The organism is Achromobacter agilis, from assembly GCF_900496965.1.
Classification (GTDB): domain Bacteria; phylum Pseudomonadota; class Gammaproteobacteria; order Burkholderiales; family Burkholderiaceae_B; genus Achromobacter; species Achromobacter agilis.
Genome location: NZ_UFQB01000002.1, coordinates 37,889 through 56,752, shown reverse-complemented (window position 1 = coordinate 56,752; position 18,864 = coordinate 37,889). Strand labels below are relative to the sequence as shown.

At 66.7% G+C, this 18,864-nt stretch carries 16 protein-coding genes and 1 pseudogene; 7 read left to right on the top strand and 10 right to left on the bottom strand.

Annotated elements, in window-relative coordinates:
* The first annotated feature begins 60 nt into the window (after positions 1 to 60).
* The 5 genes from AGI3411_RS02475 (at position 61) to AGI3411_RS02455 (ending at position 6,839) form a co-directional block, all read left to right on the top strand.
* The gene (locus AGI3411_RS02475; protein WP_129525839.1) at positions 61 to 1,689 is read left to right on the top strand and encodes a methyl-accepting chemotaxis protein; all 1,629 of its coding nucleotides are present in this window, start codon (positions 61 to 63) and stop codon (positions 1,687 to 1,689) included.
* 612 nt (positions 1,690 to 2,301) lie between these two features.
* Complete coding sequence (locus tag AGI3411_RS02470) at positions 2,302 to 3,774, top strand: M20 family metallopeptidase (protein ID WP_129525838.1); 1,473 nt, start codon at positions 2,302 to 2,304, stop codon at positions 3,772 to 3,774.
* A 64-nt stretch (positions 3,775 to 3,838) separates the two neighbouring features.
* Complete coding sequence (locus tag AGI3411_RS02465; protein WP_129525837.1) at positions 3,839 to 4,396, top strand: DUF1415 domain-containing protein; 558 nt, start codon at positions 3,839 to 3,841, stop codon at positions 4,394 to 4,396.
* Positions 4,397 to 4,531: 135 nt separating this feature from the next.
* Positions 4,532 to 5,518 carry a Bug family tripartite tricarboxylate transporter substrate binding protein gene (locus AGI3411_RS02460; protein WP_129525836.1) on the top strand — a complete coding sequence of 329 codons (987 nt, stop codon included), beginning with the start codon at positions 4,532 to 4,534 and terminating at the stop codon, positions 5,516 to 5,518.
* A gap of 25 nt (positions 5,519 to 5,543) precedes the next feature.
* Positions 5,544 to 6,839 (top strand): acyl-CoA thioester hydrolase/BAAT C-terminal domain-containing protein, encoded by a 1,296-nt coding sequence (locus AGI3411_RS02455; protein WP_129525835.1) that lies wholly within the window; start codon positions 5,544 to 5,546, stop codon positions 6,837 to 6,839.
* A gap of 11 nt (positions 6,840 to 6,850) precedes the next feature.
* Here the strand turns inward: AGI3411_RS02455 and AGI3411_RS02450 are convergent, their stop codons facing one another.
* Positions 6,851 to 7,837 (bottom strand): Lnb N-terminal periplasmic domain-containing protein, encoded by a 987-nt coding sequence (locus tag AGI3411_RS02450; protein ID WP_129525834.1) that lies wholly within the window; start codon positions 7,835 to 7,837, stop codon positions 6,851 to 6,853.
* 52 nt (positions 7,838 to 7,889) lie between these two features.
* Positions 7,890 to 9,284, bottom strand: a complete 1,395-nt coding sequence (locus AGI3411_RS02445; RefSeq protein ID WP_129525833.1) for an HdeD family acid-resistance protein — start codon at positions 9,282 to 9,284, stop codon at positions 7,890 to 7,892.
* Positions 9,285 to 9,474: 190 nt separating this feature from the next.
* On the opposite strand from AGI3411_RS02445, the pseudogene AGI3411_RS02440 reads away from it, so the two are divergent.
* A pseudogene (locus tag AGI3411_RS02440) lies at positions 9,475 to 9,570 on the top strand (DUF1801 domain-containing protein); the annotation flags it as partial.
* Between the two features lie 37 nt (positions 9,571 to 9,607).
* Here the strand turns inward: AGI3411_RS02440 and AGI3411_RS02435 are convergent.
* From AGI3411_RS02435 to AGI3411_RS02425, 3 genes are all read right to left on the bottom strand, one after another.
* Entirely contained in the window at positions 9,608 to 10,999 is a 1,392-nt protein-coding gene (locus tag AGI3411_RS02435) for an FAD-binding oxidoreductase (RefSeq protein WP_129525832.1), read from the bottom strand.
* A 98-nt stretch (positions 11,000 to 11,097) separates the two neighbouring features.
* Positions 11,098 to 12,399 (bottom strand): UDP-N-acetylglucosamine 1-carboxyvinyltransferase, encoded by a 1,302-nt coding sequence (locus tag AGI3411_RS02430; protein WP_129525831.1) that lies wholly within the window; start codon positions 12,397 to 12,399, stop codon positions 11,098 to 11,100.
* A 74-nt stretch (positions 12,400 to 12,473) separates the two neighbouring features.
* Positions 12,474 to 13,442 carry a GlxA family transcriptional regulator gene (locus AGI3411_RS02425; RefSeq protein WP_129525830.1) on the bottom strand — a complete coding sequence of 323 codons (969 nt, stop codon included), beginning with the start codon at positions 13,440 to 13,442 and terminating at the stop codon, positions 12,474 to 12,476.
* A gap of 189 nt (positions 13,443 to 13,631) precedes the next feature.
* Between AGI3411_RS02425 and AGI3411_RS02420 the strand changes: the two genes are divergently transcribed.
* Positions 13,632 to 14,243 carry a cysteine hydrolase family protein gene (locus AGI3411_RS02420; RefSeq protein ID WP_129525829.1) on the top strand — a complete coding sequence of 204 codons (612 nt, stop codon included), beginning with the start codon at positions 13,632 to 13,634 and terminating at the stop codon, positions 14,241 to 14,243.
* Between the two features lie 14 nt (positions 14,244 to 14,257).
* On the opposite strand, the gene AGI3411_RS02415 is transcribed toward AGI3411_RS02420, so the two are convergent.
* The 5 genes from AGI3411_RS02415 to AGI3411_RS02395 all read right to left on the bottom strand — a co-directional run bounded on the left by AGI3411_RS02415 (position 14,258) and on the right by AGI3411_RS02395 (position 18,832).
* Positions 14,258 to 14,572, bottom strand: coding sequence for a cupin domain-containing protein (locus AGI3411_RS02415; protein ID WP_425265311.1), 315 nt, complete (start codon positions 14,570 to 14,572; stop codon positions 14,258 to 14,260).
* Between the two features lie 100 nt (positions 14,573 to 14,672).
* Positions 14,673 to 15,938: an NAD(P)/FAD-dependent oxidoreductase gene (locus tag AGI3411_RS02410; RefSeq protein ID WP_129525827.1), complete on the bottom strand. Its 1,266-nt coding sequence runs from the start codon at positions 15,936 to 15,938 to the stop codon at positions 14,673 to 14,675.
* Positions 15,939 to 15,973: 35 nt separating this feature from the next.
* Positions 15,974 to 17,266 carry an MFS transporter gene (locus tag AGI3411_RS02405; protein ID WP_129525826.1) on the bottom strand — a complete coding sequence of 431 codons (1,293 nt, stop codon included), beginning with the start codon at positions 17,264 to 17,266 and terminating at the stop codon, positions 15,974 to 15,976.
* Between the two features lie 89 nt (positions 17,267 to 17,355).
* Positions 17,356 to 17,970, bottom strand: a complete 615-nt coding sequence (locus AGI3411_RS02400) for a helix-turn-helix domain-containing protein (RefSeq protein WP_129525825.1) — start codon at positions 17,968 to 17,970, stop codon at positions 17,356 to 17,358.
* A gap of 91 nt (positions 17,971 to 18,061) precedes the next feature.
* A complete protein-coding gene (locus AGI3411_RS02395; protein WP_129525824.1) occupies positions 18,062 to 18,832 on the bottom strand; it encodes a DUF899 domain-containing protein in 771 nt (256 codons plus the stop codon).
* Between the last annotated feature and the right edge of the window lie 32 nt (positions 18,833 to 18,864).

The window sequence follows — 18,864 nt, the reverse complement described above, 5'->3', positions numbered from 1 at the left end:
CTTTTCATTGCAGCGCGCCGTTATAGGGGGGAGCTTTACGCAACCCCCGGAGTGCCCCCCATGTTCAAGAATTTAAGTATCCGCGCGGTCTTGACGACCGCTTTAGTCGTTTTCTTCACGCTTTTCCTGGCAACCGGCATCGCGGTCCACCAGCAGCTCACTTCCAACCGCAGCTCGATCGAGCTGCTGCTGGACACCAATCTGGTACGCGCCAACGCCGTGGACGGCGCGGGCTCCGAACTGCTGCGCGCCCGGCTGGTGCTGCTGGCGGCGCAGACGGCGCTGATGGAAGGCAAGCGCATCGACAACCTGGCCAGCATGCAGCGCCTGGACGGCTATACCAAGAAGGCCGCCGACATGATCCAGACGGCGCGCCAGACGCCCGAGACCTCGGCCGAAGGCAAGCCGCTGTTCGACGCCGCGCTGGCGGCCTATGACGTCTACCACCGCGACGCCATCGTCCCCATGATTGCCGCCATCCGCGCCGGCAATGCGCAGGAAGCCGGCCGCCTGAATCTCGAAAAAGTCACGCCGCTGGGCCTGACTTTCACCGCCGGCATCCAGAAGTACGTGGATTACGCCGACGAGGTCGGCCAGCGCGTGGCCCGCGACGCCTCCACCAGCATCAACGGCGCGATCGCGCTGCTGGTCGGCCTGCTGATCGTCGTGGGTGTCCTGGTGGTGGGGCTGTACGCCGTGTTCGCGCGCTCGGTCTTCCGTCCGCTGCACGAGGCCGGCCGCTTGTTCGACCGCATCGCCGCCGGCGACCTGACCAACCGCATCGAGCAGCGCGGCAACAATGAAATCGGCGTGCTGTACGGCGCCGTCAAGCGCATGCAGGACAGCCTGGCCCGCACCGTGTCGGCCGTGCGCCTGGGCGTCGAAGAGATCCACACCGGCTCGCGCGAGATCGCCGCGGGCAACATCGACCTGTCCTCCCGGACCGAGCAGCAGGCGGCGTCCCTGGAAGAAACCGCCGCCAGCATGGACGAGCTGTCGTCCACGGTGCGCAACAACGCCGAAAGCTCGCGCAGTGCGTCGGAGCTGGCGATGGCCGCTTCCGAAGTGGCCACGCGGGGCGGCCGGGCGGTGGGCGACGTGGTCGGCACGATGCGCGGCATCGCCGACAGCTCCAACCGCATCGCCGACATCGTCGGCGTGATCGACGGCATCGCCTTCCAGACCAACATCCTGGCGCTGAACGCCGCCGTGGAAGCGGCGCGCGCGGGCGAGCAGGGCAAGGGTTTCGCGGTCGTGGCCAGCGAAGTGCGCGCCCTGGCCCAGCGCAGCGCCGCCGCCGCCAAGGAAATCAAGGGCTTGATCGACGACTCGGTGCAGAAGGTGTCGGTCGGTTCCGACCAGGTGGAGGCCGCCGGCGCCACCATGCAGGAGATCGTGACGTCGGTGCGCCGCGTGACGGACATCATCAACGAGATCTCCAGCGCGTCGGAAGAGCAGTCGCAAGGGATCCAGCAGGTGAATCAGGCCGTGTCGCAGATGGACAGCGTGACGCAGCAGAACGCGGCGCTGGTCGAGCAGGCCGCGGCTTCGGCGGCATCGCTGGAAACCCAGGCGCAGCGCCTGCGCGAAGCCGTGGCGGTGTTCAAGCTGCAGGCCGGCCAGGTGATCGACGCGGAAGCGCCCGCCCTGGGCCAGCGTGCCGGGGAACCCGCGCTGATCGGGGCTTGATTGCAGCCGGTGTCCGACACGCTCTCCAGCCAGTGCCGGGTGTCCCAGTGTCTGACACCCGTACGAGAAGGCCTGTGGCTTGCTGAGGCGGCGCCGGGTGTCAGACACCGAAGCGTTGTGTTCTTTTTGCGGGTGTCAGACACCCGGGAAGGCCGGCTTCGGCGGGACGGGCATTGCGTACGGGTGTCAGACACAAACCAGTCAGTGTCTGACACCCGTACGAGAAGGCCTGTGGCTTGCTGAGGCGGCACCGGGTGTCAGACACCGAAGCGTTGTGTTCTTTCTGCGAGTGTCAGACACCCGGGAAGGCCGGCTTCGGCGGGACGGGCATTGCGTACGGGTGTCAGACACAAACCAGTCAGTGTCTGACACCCATACGAGACGGCCTGTGGCTAGCGGCTGTGCCGCCGGGTGTCTGACACCGAAGCGTTGTGTTCTTTTTGCGGGTGTCAGACACCCGGGAAGGCCGGCTTCAGCGGGACGGGCATTGCGTACGGGTGTCAGACACTACCACCCCCCCCCAAAAAAACAATCAGGGACAAAAGATGCCGGCTCCGGCGCGCAGGCATAAAATAGCGGTTTGCCCATCCCACCCGCACAGGATCCCGCGCCATGAACGCACGCATCCCCGAAGACGCTCTTCCTCCCACTCTCGATCCGAAGGCTCTGCAGGCTTTTGTGGACGACAAGTGGGACAACGAGATCATCCCGGCGCTGACCGACTACATCGCCATTCCCGCCAAGAGCCCGGCCTTTGACGCCGACTGGGAAAAGAATGCGTTCATCGAACGCGTGGTGCGCGACGCGGCGCAGTGGGTCGAGGCGCAGAAGGTCTCGGGCCTGACGCTGGAAGTGGTGCGCCTGCCGGGCCGCACGCCCGTCATCTTCTTCGACGCGCCCGCCACCCGCAGCGACAACGGCGATACGGTGCTGCTGTACGGCCACCTGGACAAACAGCCCGAGTTCTCCGGTTGGCGCGCCGGCCTGGGCCCGTGGACGCCCAAGTACGAAGACGGCAAGCTGTACGGCCGCGGCGGCGCGGACGACGGCTACGCCGTGTACGCCTCGCTCACCGCCATCATGGCGCTGGACAAGCAGGGCATTCCGCGTCCGCGTTGCGTGGGCATCGTCGAAACCTGTGAAGAGTCCGGCAGCTACGACCTGCTGCCCTATGTGGACGCGCTGCGCGACCGCCTGGGCAACGTGGCGCTGGTGGTGTGCCTGGATTCGGGCGCGGGCAACTACGACCAGCTGTGGATGACGACCTCGCTGCGCGGCATGGTGGCGGGCACGCTGGAAGTCCAGGTGCTGGACGAAGGCGTGCACTCGGGCGACTCCAGCGGCGTCGTGCCGTCGTCGTTCCGCATCCTGCGCCATCTGCTGGACCGCCTGGAAGACAGCGCCACCGGCCGCCTGCTGCCGCAAAGCCTGCATTGCGCCATCCCCGCCGACCGCATCGAACAGGTGCATGCCACCGCCCGCATCCTGGGCGACGAGGTCTGGCGCCGTTTCCCCTGGAGCTGCGGCGCCGAAGGCGGCTTCGTGCTGCCCATGACGACCGAACCCGAAGAAGCCCTGCTGAACCGCACCTGGCGTCCGACCCTGTCCGTTACTGGCGCCGAAGGCCTGCCGCCGCTGTCCAGCGCCGGCAACGTGCTGCGCCCGCGCACCGCTTTCAAGCTGTCGCTGCGCCTGCCGCCGCTGGTGGACGCCGTGGCCGCCTCGCAGGAAATCAAGGCGCTGCTGGAAGCCGACGCGCCCTACAACGCCAAGGTCATTTTCAAGGCCAACGAAGGCGCGGCCACCGGCTGGAACGCCCCGGCGTCCGAGCAGTGGCTGACCCAGGCGCTGGACGCCGCCTCCCAGCAATACTACGGCTCGCCCTGCGGCTATATCGGCCAGGGCGGCACCATTCCGCTCATGAGCATTCTGCAGAAGGGCTTCCCCAAGGCCCAGTTCATGGTCTGCGGCGTGTTGGGCCCCAAGTCCAACGCCCACGGCCCCAATGAATTCCTGCACGTGCCGTACGGCAAGAAGCTGACTGCCGCCGTGGCGCAAACCATGGCCGCCATGCCGGCCGCCTGAGCGGCGGCAAACCATTCAAAGCGCGGGCTGCGCCAGCTCGCGCTTTTCTTTTTCAGGATTCCAGATGATTTCCACTTCCGACGCCTACGCCAACGTGGTTGCCGAAACCCGCGACTGGCTGACCAAGGCCGTCATCGGCCTGAACCTCTGTCCTTTCGCCAAGGCGGTGCAGGTCAAAGACCAGATCCGCTTTGCCGTCAGCGACGCGACCGATGCCGAAGGCGTGTTGACCGACCTGCAGGACGAGCTGGCGCTGCTGGCGCAAACCGATCCCGAGCAGATCGACACGACGTTGCTGATCCTTCCCGACGCGCTGGACGACTTCCTGGAGTTCAACGATTTCGAGGACCTGTCGGACCGGCTGCTCAAGCGCATGCGCCTGGTGGGCGAGCTGCAGGTTGCGACTTTCCACCCGCAATTCCAGTTCGCGGACACCGCGCCGGACGATATCTCCAACTACACGAACCGTTCGCCGTACCCCATCCTGCACCTGTTGCGCGAAGACAGCATCGACCGAGCCGTGGAATCCTTCCCCGACGCCGCCGAGATCTACGAGAAGAACATCGACACGATGCAGCGGCTGGGCCTGGAAGGGTGGAAGAAGCTCATGGCCAAGCCGTAGCCGGGCTGGATCGCATACCAAATACCGTTTTTCGGATTCGTCGTTGCGGCGGCGCCCTAGGGATATCGGGATATCCCTAGATGGTTTATCCCCTGTATTGCATACAACATACGTTTTCCTTGCCTGGAGAACCGTATGCGATTCACTCGCCGCCATGCCCTGGGCGCGCTTGCCGCGCTGCCCCTGATCTCACGCCCGGCCTGGGCGCAGAACACGTTTCCAACACGGCCCGTGCGCTTGCTGGTGGGCTTCGCGCCGGGCGGGCTGACCGACATCGCGGCGCGGGCCCTGGCCGAACGCATGGGCAAGACGCTGAAGCAGAGCGTCGTCGTGGAAAACCGCCCGGGCGGCCAGGCCATCATCGCCACGGTGGCCGTGGCGCGCGCCGAGCCGGACGGTTACACGCTGGGCTTCGCGGGCACCAACGGCATGATCCTGAACCCCTTGCTCTACAACAACCTGCCTTACCAGCAGTCGGACTTCAAGCAACTGGGGTCGATGGGCAAGTCGCCCATGCTGCTCATCGTGCATCCCGAGCTGGGCGTGAAGAACGTGCAGGAGTTCATCGCCCTGGCCAAGAAGAAGCCGGGCGACATCACCTGCGCGCACGCGGGGCGCGGCGTGATCAATCACCTGGCGCTGCTGCATTTCCAGTCGAAGACCGGGACGCAGTTCCAGGATGTGCCATACAAGGGCAGCGGCCCGGCGCTGCTGGATCTTATGGCGGGCACCGTGCAAAGCACCTTCGATTTTCCGACCTCGGCGCTGCCCAACATCAAGTCGGGCAAGCTGCAGGCGCTGGCAGTCACGTCCGACAAGCGGCTGTCCAGCCTGCCCGACGTGCCCACCATGAAGGAAGCCGGCGTGGACGGCTTCGAACTCTATACCCGCATGATGATTTCGGGTCCGGCCGCCATGCCGGCGCCCGTGGTCAAGACGCTGGAGAGTGCCGTGCGCGAAGGCACGCGCGACCCCGGCCTGGTGCAGCAGTTCGCGGACCAGGGCGTGGCGGTCGAATTCACCTCGTCGGCCGACCTGGACCGGGTCATCGCCGAAGAGTCCGCCATGTGGGCCCAGGTCATCAAGGCCAATGGCGTGCCCAAGACCGATCTGAAGAGCTAACGTGAACACGCCCCAAGGAGCCGCCGTGGCTGAACCGCCCCGCATCGTCGTCAGCCCCGAATACGCCCTGGTCGACGTGGCGCGCGACATCCGCATCGACGGATTTCCCGCCTATGCCTTCGTCACCGTGACCGCCAATATGCAGATGTGCGGCGCCCCGTGGCGCTCGCGGGCCGTGTTCATCGCCGGCCATGACGGCAGCCTGGACCTGTCGCGCGATTGCCCGGTGTCGGGCAGCTACGCCGAGCCCTCCGCCATGGGCCTCGTCTGGTCCATGGTCTGCTGCGACATGGACCGCGTGGTGTTCCCGCCGGACCGCACGGAGCCCCTGGTCATCGACATCGAAGCCACCGACGGCCGCCATACCGCCACCGCGCGCCTGGTGCAGGAATTCCTGGCCGAAGGCGTGACCCATCGCGCCGTGCGCGAACAGGCCGGGGGCATGACGCTGTCCGGCGAACTCTATACGCCGGCCGGCCCCGGCCCGCATCCGCTCGTGATCTACATGAACGGGTCCTCCGGCGGCGTCAACGCCCCGCGGGCCGCGCTCTTCGCGGCTCGCGGCTACCAATGCCTGGCGCTGGCCATCTTCAACTACGACGGCCGGCCCAAGTACCTGAACGACATGCCGCTGGAGTACTTCGAGCAGGCCTTGCGCTGGGCCCGCGCCGAACTCGCGCCGCGCGACGGCTTCGTGGCGCTTTCCGGCATCAGCCGGGGAGGCGAGACCTCGCTGCTGGTGGCGGCGCATTATCCCGAGTTGGTCAGCGCCGTGATTGCCTATGTGCCGTCGCCTGTCATGCATGGCGTCGTCAGCGCAGGCTCGCCCGGCACCGGCCGCAACGCCCAGGTGTGGACCAAGGCCGGCGAGCCGCTGCCGCATCTGTGGCAGGACAACGCCAGCGCCGATTGGGAAGCGGCCTACGCCTCGGAGCCGCCGTACCGCCAGACGCACGCCTTCCTCAGCGCCACGCGCGACAGCGCGGCCTTCGAGCGCGCCCGCATCCCGATCGAGCGCTATCCCGGGCCCGTCATGCTGATCAGCGCGTCCGACGACGGCTTCTGGCCCAGCACGGCCTACTCGGAAATCGTCATGCGGCAGCGCCTCGCGCACGGCCAGCCGACGTTTCATCATGTCTGCATGGGGGCGGGCCACCATGTGCACTATCCCTACCTGCCCGCCACTCTGATCAGCAAGCCGCACGCCATGTCGGGGCTGTTGCTGGACGCGGGTGGAACGCCGTCGGCCAACGCGGCGGGCAACGAGGGGTCTTACCTGGCGGTGCTGGATTTTCTGCGCCGCGAATCGTCGGCGGCGTAGACGCCAAGGCGCTACATGCCCGGCACGCCGATGCGGATGTTGCGCGAATAATCGGCCGCATCTTCGGTGGCGCGGGCCCGCTCGGTATAGCGGCCCGCGCGCCGGTACGCCTCGGGGCTGTCGGCGCCTTCCAGCGCATCCAGCCGGTACAGGTATTCCGGCAGATAGCCCGACAGCAGCAAGCGGTAATCCATCGGCAGGCCCGGCACGATCTGGTCCGCCAGCCGGTACACGATCGTGGTGCAGTTGGCGGTCAGGGTGTTGTAGAAGCGGGGCGTGGCGATCAGCTGATTGGCCGTGTCCACATAGGACAGCAGCAGCTTGCGGGCGGCGCCCTCGGGCATGTGCACCCGGTACAGATAGCCGTCTTCTCCGCGCACATTGGTGCGCACGCGCAGGCTGTCTTCCTCGGTCGACGCCAACACGGCCAATTCGTACTGCCTGAAGAAGCCGCCGATCTCCGAGAACCGGTCGTTCAGCTTGCGGCGGATTTCCACCGAATACACTAGGTGCTGGCCGTCGGAGAAGCCGAAGGACACCATGGCGTGGGCGATGGCGGGCCGGCCCCAGTACGACAGCGCCAGGTCTACGGACTCCAGCCGCGACAGGTGGTAGACGCGGGTTTCCCAGCGTGCGTCATAGTCGGCTGGGGTGCGCCAGTTGAAGTTGCGCACATTGCGCAGCGTAAGCAGATCGCCGTCGACCGTGCCCTGCGTCAGGCGGGACACCTCGGGCATCCATGGACGGTCGTTGGAAGGCCGCACGCCCAGTCGCCACCAAAGCACCAGGGCCGCCAGCAGCGCGCCGAACAGCCAGGCGGCCTGGAATATGCCAAGCGCCAGCCCCACGAGCGCGGCGGCGGCCAGCGTCAGCCAGGCCACCGGCAGCAGGGCGCGCGCATGGTTGCGCAGCGGGGGCTGGAACCACAGCGCCAACGCGCCCCAGCCCGCCGCGGCCAACAGGGCCAGCCCAATCACGACATGCAGAAACAGGTTCATGGCGCCGCATCCAGCCGGATCGCGGGCCGCCCCAGGGCACTATTCGCGCGCTTCATTGAGCGCTCTGCGACGAGGCGTCGCCGGACTGGCGGGCTACCGCCTCGCGGTCCTGCTTGCGCCAGCCGGCGCGCAGGCTGGCCATCTGCCGCAGCGCGCGCTGCGACACCTTCCACCAGCCGAAGGGGCGCGGGTCGGCCAGCATGCTGAGCGCGCGCGCATAGTCCAGCGTCAGCCCCGGAGTCCAGGCCATGGTCAGGGCGCGCTTGCGGATCTGCCCCGCCACCCAGAGTTCCGGCGTGAGCAGCAGCCGCAACAGGACGCGCCAGCCGGCCTCGGAGCCATGCAGGCGGCCCACCACGCCATCCAGCGCCGCTTCCAGCCCGTTGGACACGGAGCTGGAGCAGTTGCGGTGCGTCAGGTTATAGGTCGTGGTCTTGCGGTACTCGTCCCAGAAGGCCTGCAGCTTGGCGGCGTCGTAATTACGGATACGCACCTGCATCGTGGACGGGCACCACGCTTTGGACTCGGTGGCGTAATCGGGCTGGAACACGCCAGGGACGTTGTTGTCGGGCGTGGCGCGCAGCAGCGTGCCGAATTGTTCGGGAGAGTGGTCGATTTCCTGCGCGGGATACAGGCTGATGTACACGCCTTCGGGCGATTCCATCGCGGCGTGGCCGGTGGACACCACCCCGTTGATGTCGACGGCTGCGATATAGCGGTCCAGCACCGGATAATTGCGCGTTTTTGTTTTGGCCGAACCGGACGGCGTCCAGACGTGAACCGTCAGCGCGCGTTCCGATTCCAGCGGGGGGCCATCGAATTCCGTTTGCGGCGCATCGCTGCCGCGGGTGGGCATGAAGTCCGGGCGCGGGTTTTCGTCCAGGGCGGGATTGGAGTCCAGGCGGCGGACCCGGTAGGCCAGGGCCAGGAGCTTGAGCCCCGAAAACGCCAGGAACAGGCCCAGGGCGTATGGCAGGGTGCCGACGTAATACGTGGGATAGGGCTGGAAAAAGAAAATGGCCAGCAGTATTTCGGCGACGCCCGAGGCAAACACATAGCGCCAGCGTTCATAGCGCACCACATAGGCGGCGGAACATTGCATCAGCCCATCCAGCAGAAACAGCACGCCGAAAATCATGGACAGCACGAAATGTCCGTGATGCTGGCCGGCCAGCACCAGGGCGCCAGCGGCCACCACCATAATGCCTTTGGTATAGCGCAGTACCCGCTGCCCGCCCACGCCGGACTTGGCGATCATGAGCGTTGCCAGGCCCTCGAGCACCAGTAGCGCGGCAAAGAACTTCAGCGGAAAATGAATCACCCCATCCAGCGCGTCGATAAAAATCACCACGCCCGCGATCAGGAATATCCAGCCCACGATCGCCAGACCGCGGGCGCGCTTGCGCAGATATTCGACGCCTAGCAGCAATAAAACCAGATGACCCATTGTTCCCACCGCTCCTTATGCGTATCCGGGAGATTCAACCGAAAATCAGGGGCAGGGTCAATACCGTCAACGGCATAATCCGCGAATCACGTTAATAAATACTTCACGATTTGGTCCAAGCGCCGCCGTGAGTCATATTCCATTCTGCGGAATAATGTCAGGCTACCGCTTTGCGGCGCGGACGATAAGGCGGCGCGCCATCGATATTCGCGAAGGCGATGCCCTGGATGAGAAAGCACTGAAGGCGCTGATCCGCGCCGCTATCGAACTGAACACGCGCCGCTAGGGGCGCGTGTTCGCCAAGGCGCTGGCGCCGACAACCGTCAGGGGGCGGCCGGCGGGATGTTCTGGTTGTGCCGGAACAGATTGCTCGGGTCGTAGCGGGCCTTCGCCCGCGTCAGCCGTTCGAAGTTCGGCCCATAGGCGGAGCCCAGCCGTTCCGGCTCGTCCTGAGTCAGGAAGTTCACATACACGCCGCCCTGCGCAAAAGGCTCCGTCGCCTTGAACAGCGCGCGCGCCCAGGCGATGCAACGGTCGTCGTCCTGCGGCGCGTCCCAACGCCCGTGCACGTTCATGGCGAACTGCGCGGACCGATGCGGATAGGCGGTGGCCGCGACGGGCACGCGTTTCGCGACGCCCTCGATATAGCCCAGGAAGATCTCGCACTGCGGCGAAGGCGGGTTATCTACCGAGGCCACGATGGTGTCGATCAGCCCGTCTTCCAGGAAGCCCAGATTGTGCGACTTCCAGTAGTTGCGCGCGCCCGGCGTCAAGAGGGGATCGAAGGCCTTTTGCCAGGCGGCATAAGGCGTGGGGCCCAGATGCTCGCCATAGGGCTTGCCCCAGCCGCGCACCGCTTCGACGGCGGTCGGCCCCTGGGCCGGATCGCCCGAGTAGCAGAGGGCGAAGGCCAGCATCGGCTTGCCGTGGGCCGACTCCGGCAGGAAGGGCAGCGGGGGCGCCAGCCGCAGCACCGCCCAGACCGTCAGCTCGGGCGGCATGGACGGCAGCGCGTCGCGGTACTTCCGCAGCGCTTCCTTGCCCTGTTCCAGCGGCAGCACCACCAGCCCCCCGTAGACCATCGGTCCGACGGGATGCAACTGGTATTCGAACATCGTGACCACCCCGAAATTGCCGCCGCCGCCACGGATCGCCCAGAACAGTTCCTCGTTGTCCTGCGCGCTGGCATGCAGGAAGCCGCCGTCGGCGGTTACCACGTCCGCCGACACCAGGTTATCGATGGTCATGCCGAACTTGCGAGTCAGCCAGCCGAAGCCGCCGCCCAGGGTCAGGCCGGCCACGCCGGTCGTCGAATTGATGCCCAGCGGCAACGCCAGCCCGAAGGCCTGGGTTTCGTGGTCTACGTCGGAGAGGAGGGCGCCGGGCTCGGCAAAGGCGCGGGCCCGGGCGGGGTCGACCCGCACCGACTTCATAGGGGAAAGATCGATCATCATGCCGCCTTCGCAGACGGCGGTGCCCGCGATGTTGTGGCCGCCGCCGCGCACGGCCACCGCCAAACCGTTCTCGCGCGCGAAATTCACCGCCAGCCGCACGTCCGCGACGCCCGCGCATCGCAGAATGACCGCCGGGCGGCGGTCGATCATGGCATTCCAGATTTTGCGGGCATCGTCGTAGCCCGCCGCGCCGGGAACCAGGACCTGGCCCCTTGCGGATGCCTTGAGGGCATCCAGCGCTTCATTGGATAGTTTGCTCATTTCACACCTCCTTGAAGGTGTTGCTTCGTGGCCGATGCTTGAGCAAGTATAGGCTTGCGCCCGCCGCCAGACAGCAGTCCGGCGGCACTAGTCCGGGCTTACTCTTCGCTGGTCCATTCCACCTGCACGCCGAGGCTGCGCAGGTTTTCGACGAAGCGCGGGTGCGCGCGGCGGATGGGCGTGGCGTTGCGGATTTCCGAGCGGCCGTCGATGCTGCTGGCGATCATGAAGAGCGCGATCGCGACCCGGATGATGTAGGGGCTTTCGACCACGGCCGGGGTCAGCGGCGTGCCGCCGAAAGTAATGACCCGGTGCGGGTCCGACGAGAACACATGCGCGCCGAATTTCGACAGTTCGCCGGTCCAGCCCAGCGCGCCGTCATACACCTTGTTCCAGAACATGGCGTTGCCCTCGGCGCACACGCCCAGCGCGATGAAGATCGGCAGCAGGTCCACGGGGAAATAGGGCCAGGGCGCCGCCTCGACCTTGGTCAGCACATTGCTGGTGAAAGGCGTCTGCACCTTCAGCGGCCCCTGGCGCAGCGCGCGCGACCAGCCGTTCTCGTGCACGATCTGCACGCCGAACTTGGCGAAGGTGCGGTCGATCAGCGGGAAATTGCCCGGGGTGCTGTTGCGCACCACCACGTCGCCGCCCGTGATCGCGCCGAGCGCGAGGAAGGTGGTGATTTCGTGGAAGTCTTCTTCGAAAGTGAATTCGCCGCCCCGCAGGCGGGCGCCGCCGCGCACCGTCAGGCGCGAGGTGCCGATGCCGTCGATGTCGGCGCCCATCATCGCCATGAAACGGCAGAATTCCTGCACGTGCGGTTCGGAGGCGGCGTTGGTCAGGGTAGATTCGCCTTGCGCCGCGGCCGCGCACAGCACGAAGTTCTCCGTCGTGGTCACCGAGGCGTAGTCCAGCCAGTGGTGGGTTGGCTTCAACGGGCCGCTGCTGCGGACCAGCAGCGAGCCGCTGGCGCGTTCCACCTCGCCGCCGAACGAACGGAAAATGTCCACGTGCGGATCGATCTCGCGCACCCCCAGGGTGCAGCCCTTGACGTTGTCCTCCAGCCGCGCCACGCCGAAGCGGGCCAGCAGCGGGGGCACCAGCATGATCGACGAACGCATTTCTTCGGGCAGCCGGTGCTCCGTGGCGTCGAACGCCGTGTCCCGGTGGTGCAGTTCCAGCGTGCGCGTGGCCTCGTCCAGCCGGACGTCGCTGCCCAGCGTGCGGAAGATGTCCAGGATCTTGCGGACGTCCGTGATGTCGGGCACGCCATGCAGCCGCAGCGGCTGGTCGGTCAGCAGGGTGGCGCACAGCACGGGTAGCACCGCGTTCTTGTTGGCCGAAGGAATGACGCGGCCGCGCAGAGGCGTGCCACCGTGGACGATGAGATTAGACATGGAGCTGGGTGCGGCGGGTTGGAAAGCAGTGCCGGGAATTGTAGCGTCGGCGCGCCGCGTATTGTCCGGCCGTCTTACGGCAAGGCGCGGTCCGGGGCGGCGCTGAACTGCCGGCGGTACGCCGACGGCGATACCGAGAAGGCGCCGAGGAAATGCTGGCGGAACGAGGCCGGCGAGCCGAAACCCGCCAGTTCGGCGATCCGGTCCACCGCCTTGCTGGTGGTCTCCAGCAGGCGTTGGGCCGCCGCCAGCCGGTGGTTGAGCACCCACTGCGACACCGTGGCGCCGGTCTTGGCCTTGAAACGCCGCGTGAAATTGCGCCGGCTCATGCCGGCGCGGTCGGCCAGCAGATCCAGCGTAAGGGGCTGTTCCAGGTGTTCCAGCGCCCAGTCCAGCGCGGCGCTGAGCCGGTCCGAGCCCGTGACGCCGGGCAGCGGCTGCTCGATGTACTGGGCCTGCCCGCCATCCCGGTGCGGCGCCACCACCATGCGCCGCGCCACGCGGTTGGCGACCTCCGCCCCGTGGTCGCAGCGCAGCAGATGCAGGCAGCAATCGATGGCGGCGGCCGTGCCGGCGGACGTAAGGATCTCGCCGTCGTCCAGGTACAGGGACTTGCGGTCCAGCCTGACCTGGGGATAGCGCCGTGCAAAATCATCGCCCCAGGCCCAATGCGTGGCGGCGGCGCGCCCGTCCAGCAGGCCGGCTTCGGCCAGCACGAACGTGCCCAGGCACAGCCCGGCGATCCGGGCGCCCCGGCGGTGGCCGGCGCGCAGCGCCTCCAGTAGGGCGGGCGGCGCGGTTTCTTCGGGGTCCCGCCAGGCCGGCATGATGAGGGTGTCGGCCTGTTCCAGCGCGGAAAGCCCGTGCTCCACCTGGATCTTGAACCCCGACATGGTGGAAATGAGCCCTGGCGTCTCGGCGCAGATCAGCAAGCGGTAGCGCGGCACGCCCAGCCGGGCCAGGTCGTCGCCGAACACCATGCAGGGGACGGACAGGTGGAAGGGGCTGATGCCCTCGAAGGCGATGATGGCGACGGTATGCATGGGGAGCCCCGGCGGCGCTGCGGCACGGATCAGGTTCGGGTTGGCCCGATTCTATCAGTTGTTGTCCATCGGGCCACTATCGCCATAGCCGCCATGGCGGGACACTGAAGCCTTCCGCGCTGCAGGGCGCAGAACCGGCCCGCGGCCCCGCGCGGCCCCGATCCCATTCAACACCGCAGAGGCAAAACCATGAACCATCCCACCATCCGCACCCTGGCCGGCGCCGCCGCTCCGGCCGCTCTCGATGCTTCCAGCACGGCCCTGCTGGTCATCGACTTCCAGAACGAGTACTTCACCGGCAAGATGCCGATTCCCGATGGCAAGGCCGCGCTGGGCAACGCGCAGCGCCTGATCGCGCATGCCGACCAGGCGGGGATGCCGGTATTCCATATCCAGCACCTCACGCCCGAAGGCAGCCCGATCTTCGCCGAGCGCAGCGCCACGGCCGAATTCCATGCCGACCTGCGGCCCGCTCCGCACCACGCGGTGGTGCAGAAGACCTCGGTCAGCGTCTTTCCCACCACCGACCTGGACCAGCGCCTGAAGGCCGCCGGCATCAAGACGCTGGTGATCACCGGATTGATGACGCACGCCTGCGTGGCGGGCGCTGCGCGCGACGCCGTGCCGCTGGGCTACGGCGTCATCGTGGCCGAGGACGCCTGCGCCACCCGCGACCTGGACCGCGCAGACGGCAGCGTCGTGGACCACGACAGCCTGCACCGCGCCGCCCTGGCGAGCATCGACGATACGTTTGGGGATGTCTTGACGACGGAGCAGGTGCTGAGGCTGCCGCTGGCCTGATCCGGGCGGGGCGTTTACTGCGTGACGCTGATGAAGTAGATCTTCTTTACGGCCTGGTCCACTTCCCAGCGGCCCGAATAGCCTTCGGGCATGACGAAGGCGTCGCCCACTGCCAGCGCGTGCACGGTGCCGTTGGGATCGACCAGGCGGCAGGCGCCTTCGACGATGTAGCCGAACTCGATGTAGCCCGCGTTGTTCGCCTGGAACGTGCCGGCCGTGCTTTCCCACACGCCGGCGCGCGCCTTATGGTGGTCGAATGCCTTGACGCTGAGGAAAGAGGCGTCGCCGGTAAGCGGCTGCTTGGGTTTGCCGGGAACCGGGTCGACCATCGGGCCGCCGTTGAAGCGGATCAGTCGCGCGTTGTTGTCAGGCACTGCGTTTTCTCCATGAAACTAGAGTGAAAAAAATGGGGACCAGGGCGAGCCGGCCCTAGGCGAAGCGCGACAGCCGGAAGGCGGCCGGATCCACGCTGGGCGTCTTGCCCTGGACCAGCTCGCTCATCAGCTCGCCGGCCGCCGGGCCGATGCCGAAACCATGGCCAGAAAAGCCGGAAGCCAGGAAGAATCCCGGCACGGAATCCACGGCGGACATGACGGGCAGGGCGTCCGGCGTGACGTCGATCATGCCGGCCCAGGCGCCGGCCACCCGGGCCGCAGCGAATGCGGGGAAGGCCGCCTTGAGTTTTTCCAGGGCGGTGGATATGGCCGCCATGCCGGGCTGGGGATCGAGGACGCGGTGCTGCTCGAACGGCGTGGGCGCGTCCAGTGCAAAACGGCGCGGCATCATCAGTTCCTCGAAGAAGCGCCGGCCCACGCGCAGCTTCAGGTATTTGCGCTCGGACATCCAGGCGGGCAGGAACTGGCGCATCAACCGGATACTGTCGGGCGTCAGGTCGGCCGTGGAGGCCCCGAGCTGTGAAACGGTATAGCCGCCGTCGGCACGCTTGCGGCAGGTGAAATCGCCGCCGTTGATGGCCAGGTCCATGCCGGTTTCGAGCGGCGTGGTGCGCAGCACCGACGCGTGCACCTTGAGCTGCGGGAACGACACGCCGCTGTTGCCGCAGAACAGCCGCGACCACGCGCCGCCCGCCAGCACGACGGCCGCCGCGCCGACGCTGCCGCGTTCGGTGACGACGCCGCTCACCTTGCCCGCGGCCAGGTCCAGGCCGCGCACGGCGCAGCCTTCGAATATCTGGCAGCCGGCCGCGCGCGCCAGGCCGGCAATCGCCGCCGTGGCCAGCTGCGGTTCGGCCACGCCGTCATCGGCGTTGTAGAGGGCGCCGGCCCAGTCGCGCGCGCTCTGCGCGCCGAGCAGGGCCGGGAGGCCTGCCGCGTCGATCAGCCTTGCGGGCACCGCGTACGGACGCGCAGCTTCCAGCCATTTGGCATGGCCCTGCATGTCGGCGGCGCTGCGGCCCAGGTAGGCGAGGCCGCGCTGCCGGTAGCCCACGTCGACCTGCTGCTGCAATTCGCGCCACAGGGCGTTGGCGCGCAGCGCCAGCGGCAGTTCGCGGTGGTCGCGACCGACCGAGCGGATCCAGCCCCAGTTGCGCGAGGACTGTTCGCCCGCGACGGCGCCTTTTTCGAAGACGGCCACACGCAGGCCGGAACGGGCCAGGGCCCAGGCCGTGCTGATGCCGATAATGCCGCCGCCGATGATGGCGACGTCCACGTGGGAGGGAATGCGGGTGTCCATGAAACGGATGGCGTTCGAAAGAGGTTGGTGGGAGGTCAGCGGACCTTGGCGCGCACGCTGGCCAGGGCGACGATGGCGACGAGGCCGATCGCGATCAGGTAATAGGCGGGCGACATGATTGTGCCGGTGCGGGTCACCAGAAAACCCACTACGACAGGGGTGATGCCGCCGAAGAAGGTCTGCGACGCAACGTAGGCGATCGACACGCCAGTGGTGCGGCAGGAGGTCGGGAACAGCTGCGCCAGGAGCGATCCGACCGGCGCGAAGTAGAAGCTGTAGAACACCAGCGACATCAGGCACTGGAACAGCACCAGCGAGCCGAAAGAGGGAGTGCCGGTCAGCACCTTGAAGCTGGGCACAATGATGATCAGCCCCAGCACCAGGGCGGAAGCCATGGTCTTGACCGCGCCGTAGCGGTCGGCGGCCAGCCCGCCCAGCATGGGCAGGAAGGTGCACACCAGGCCGCTGCAGATCGATGCCACGAACGCGTCGTCTTTGGAGATGCCCAGGTTATTGATGGCAAAGGTCGGCATGTAGATGTTGAGATAGCTGGCCACGTTGCCGGCGGCCACGATCAGCGCGCCCAGCAGCAGGTAGCGCTTGTGCAGGCGGAAGGTCTCGCGCAGCGGCGCGGCGCGTTGCGCCTTCTCGCCGTCGAACTCGGGCGTTTCGTCGATCTTGAAGCGGATGTAGAGGGCGACCGGACCGATCAGGCAGCCGAAGATGAAAGGCAGGCGCCAGCCCCAGCTATCGATCTGCGCTTCGGTGAGGTAGTGGTTGATGAAGTAGGCGAACAGCGCGGAGACCACCAGCGCCAGGCCGGTGGTGGAGAATTGCAGGCTGGCCAGGAACGCCTTGAGCTTGGGGTTCTGTTCGGTCAGGTAGGAGTTCGCGGTGCCGAACTCGCCACCCGCGGAAAAACCCTGCAGCAGGCGGCCCGCCACCAGCGCCACCGGCGCGAGTGCGCCGATGGTCGCGTAGGTGGGGATAAGCGCCATCAGCGCGGTGCCGATCAGCATCAGCGTGGCGGTCAGGGACAGGGCGGCCTTGCGCCCCTTCTTGTCGGCGTAGATGCCCAGCAGGACGGCGCCCACCGGGCGGATCAGGTAGGAACTCGCGAAGGTCAGAAAGCTGAACAGCAGGGCGGTCTGCGGGTCGTTGGACGGGAAGAACAGCCGCGAGATCGGCAGCGCGAACAGCGCATAGACCAGCAGGTCGTACCACTCGAAGAAGGCGCCGATGTTGGCGGCCACGATATCGCGCAGCTTGCCTTTGCGCGCAGGAACGCGCGCCGGGCGCGCGCCGATCGATGCTGAAGACGAATTCATAGCGGTGTTGTCCCTTGCAAGGCCGCGCGGCGGCCTTTTATTTGCTGGTATTGGCTGGAGTGCGATGGAGAAACGCGGGAGGGGGAGGGTCAGACGTAGAAATGGGTGCTGTTGACGACCAGGAAGACGGTCTTCTGGTCCCAGCCGTTCTGCCACCGGTACGGGTGGCTGCCGGAAAAGCCATAGCTGTCGCCGGCCTCCAGCAGGAAGGATTTGTCGTCGACGAAAATCTGCAGCTTGCCGGTGAGCACGTAGCCGATCTTGTCGCTGGCCTGTACCAGGAAGCCGGGGTCGGAGGCGGCGCCGGGCTCCAACTCCATCAGGAAGCCTTCGAGGGCGGCGCAGCTGCTGGGCGTGATGCGGTACTTGGTGACGCCGTTGTTGCCCAGCTTCAGCGGTTTGCGCGCGGATACCCGGACCGTGAATTCGTTCTGATCGTCGTTTACCGGTCCGGCCGGAGCAGGGGTCAGCAGGCTGGCGCCGTCGATGTCCAGGGCGTGGCAGATCGCCCGCAAGGTGCGAATGGACGGTGAACTGATGCCGCGCTCGACCTGGCTGATCAGCGCGATGGACATCTCGGTGCGCTCCGCCACGTCCTTCAGTTTCAGGCCCTGTTGCAGGCGCGCCGCCCGCAGGCGTTCGCCCAACGCCTTGTCGTGTTCATCGGCGGAGTTCAGGCTGTCTTCAGACTTATCGATTTTCATGAAACTCTGGTTCGTATTTCACTCTCACTTCAAAAATATTAAGTAAATTTCACTTTTGCCACAATACTGGGTCGGGAATACCCCTAGGCGTCTACTTGCCCTTGTTGCGGAACGCCGCCTCGCCCGCGTCGGATATTTCCATCCACTTTTTGTCGGGCGCCGCGCCCTCGACGTAGCTGTCGTGCCAGTTCCACCACTTGTACGCCGGCGTCTGCGGATAGCCCTCGGGTGAATCTTCCCAGGCCTCCTGGCGGCCTAGCGGCGTGATGTCCAGGTAATTCCAGGTGCCGCCCATCTGCTCATCGCCGCGGTTGTTCAGGAAGTACGTGCGGAATATGCGATTGCCGTCGCGGATGAACACGTTCGTGCCGTGCCATTCATTCACGCCGAAATCCGTGTCGAAGCCGTCCGTGAGCGTGAACCACGGCATCTTCCAGTCCATCCGGGCCTTCAGGCGTTCGATATCCGCCTGCGGCGCCCGCGAGACGAAGACGAGGGTGGTGTCGCGGGCGTTGAGGTGGGCCAGATGGGCCACCTGGTCGGCGACCATGGAGCAGCCCCGGCAGGCGTGTTCGGGCCAGCCGTAGACGCCGGGTTCGAAGAAGGCGCGGTAGACGATCAACTGGCGGCGGCCGTCGAACAGATCAAGCAGGCTGCGGCGGCCGTCGGGGCCGTCGAAGGCGTAGGCCTTGTCCACGGCCGTCCACGGCATGCGGCGCCGCTCGGCGGCCAAGGCGTCGCGGGCGCGCGTATGCGCTTTTTCCTTGATCAGCAGCTGCTCGCGCGCGGCTTCCCATGCCTGCGGCGAGACGACCGGGGGCGTGTGCAGGGCGGGGGGTGTTTTGTCGGTGGATGCGGTCATGGCGTCGTACCTCCTGATGTTGAACGGTCGCC

Coding starts and splice junctions, on each gene's coding strand:
- AGI3411_RS02475 (WP_129525839.1), top strand. CDS start 61: ATGTTCAAGAATTTAAGTATCCGCGCGGTCTTGACGACCGCTTTAGTC.
- AGI3411_RS02470 (WP_129525838.1), top strand. CDS start 2,302: ATGAACGCACGCATCCCCGAAGACGCTCTTCCTCCCACTCTCGATCCG.
- AGI3411_RS02465 (WP_129525837.1), top strand. CDS start 3,839: ATGATTTCCACTTCCGACGCCTACGCCAACGTGGTTGCCGAAACCCGC.
- AGI3411_RS02460 (WP_129525836.1), top strand. CDS start 4,532: ATGCGATTCACTCGCCGCCATGCCCTGGGCGCGCTTGCCGCGCTGCCC.
- AGI3411_RS02450 (WP_129525834.1), bottom strand. CDS start 7,837: ATGAACCTGTTTCTGCATGTCGTGATTGGGCTGGCCCTGTTGGCCGCG.
- AGI3411_RS02445 (WP_129525833.1), bottom strand. CDS start 9,284: ATGGGTCATCTGGTTTTATTGCTGCTAGGCGTCGAATATCTGCGCAAG.
- AGI3411_RS02435 (WP_129525832.1), bottom strand. CDS start 10,999: ATGAGCAAACTATCCAATGAAGCGCTGGATGCCCTCAAGGCATCCGCA.
- AGI3411_RS02430 (WP_129525831.1), bottom strand. CDS start 12,399: ATGTCTAATCTCATCGTCCACGGTGGCACGCCTCTGCGCGGCCGCGTC.
- AGI3411_RS02425 (WP_129525830.1), bottom strand. CDS start 13,442: ATGCATACCGTCGCCATCATCGCCTTCGAGGGCATCAGCCCCTTCCAC.
- AGI3411_RS02420 (WP_129525829.1), top strand. CDS start 13,632: ATGAACCATCCCACCATCCGCACCCTGGCCGGCGCCGCCGCTCCGGCC.
- AGI3411_RS02415 (WP_425265311.1), bottom strand. CDS start 14,572: ATGGTCGACCCGGTTCCCGGCAAACCCAAGCAGCCGCTTACCGGCGAC.
- AGI3411_RS02410 (WP_129525827.1), bottom strand. CDS start 15,938: ATGGACACCCGCATTCCCTCCCACGTGGACGTCGCCATCATCGGCGGC.
- AGI3411_RS02405 (WP_129525826.1), bottom strand. CDS start 17,266: ATGAATTCGTCTTCAGCATCGATCGGCGCGCGCCCGGCGCGCGTTCCT.
- AGI3411_RS02400 (WP_129525825.1), bottom strand. CDS start 17,970: ATGAAAATCGATAAGTCTGAAGACAGCCTGAACTCCGCCGATGAACAC.
- AGI3411_RS02395 (WP_129525824.1), bottom strand. CDS start 18,832: ATGACCGCATCCACCGACAAAACACCCCCCGCCCTGCACACGCCCCCG.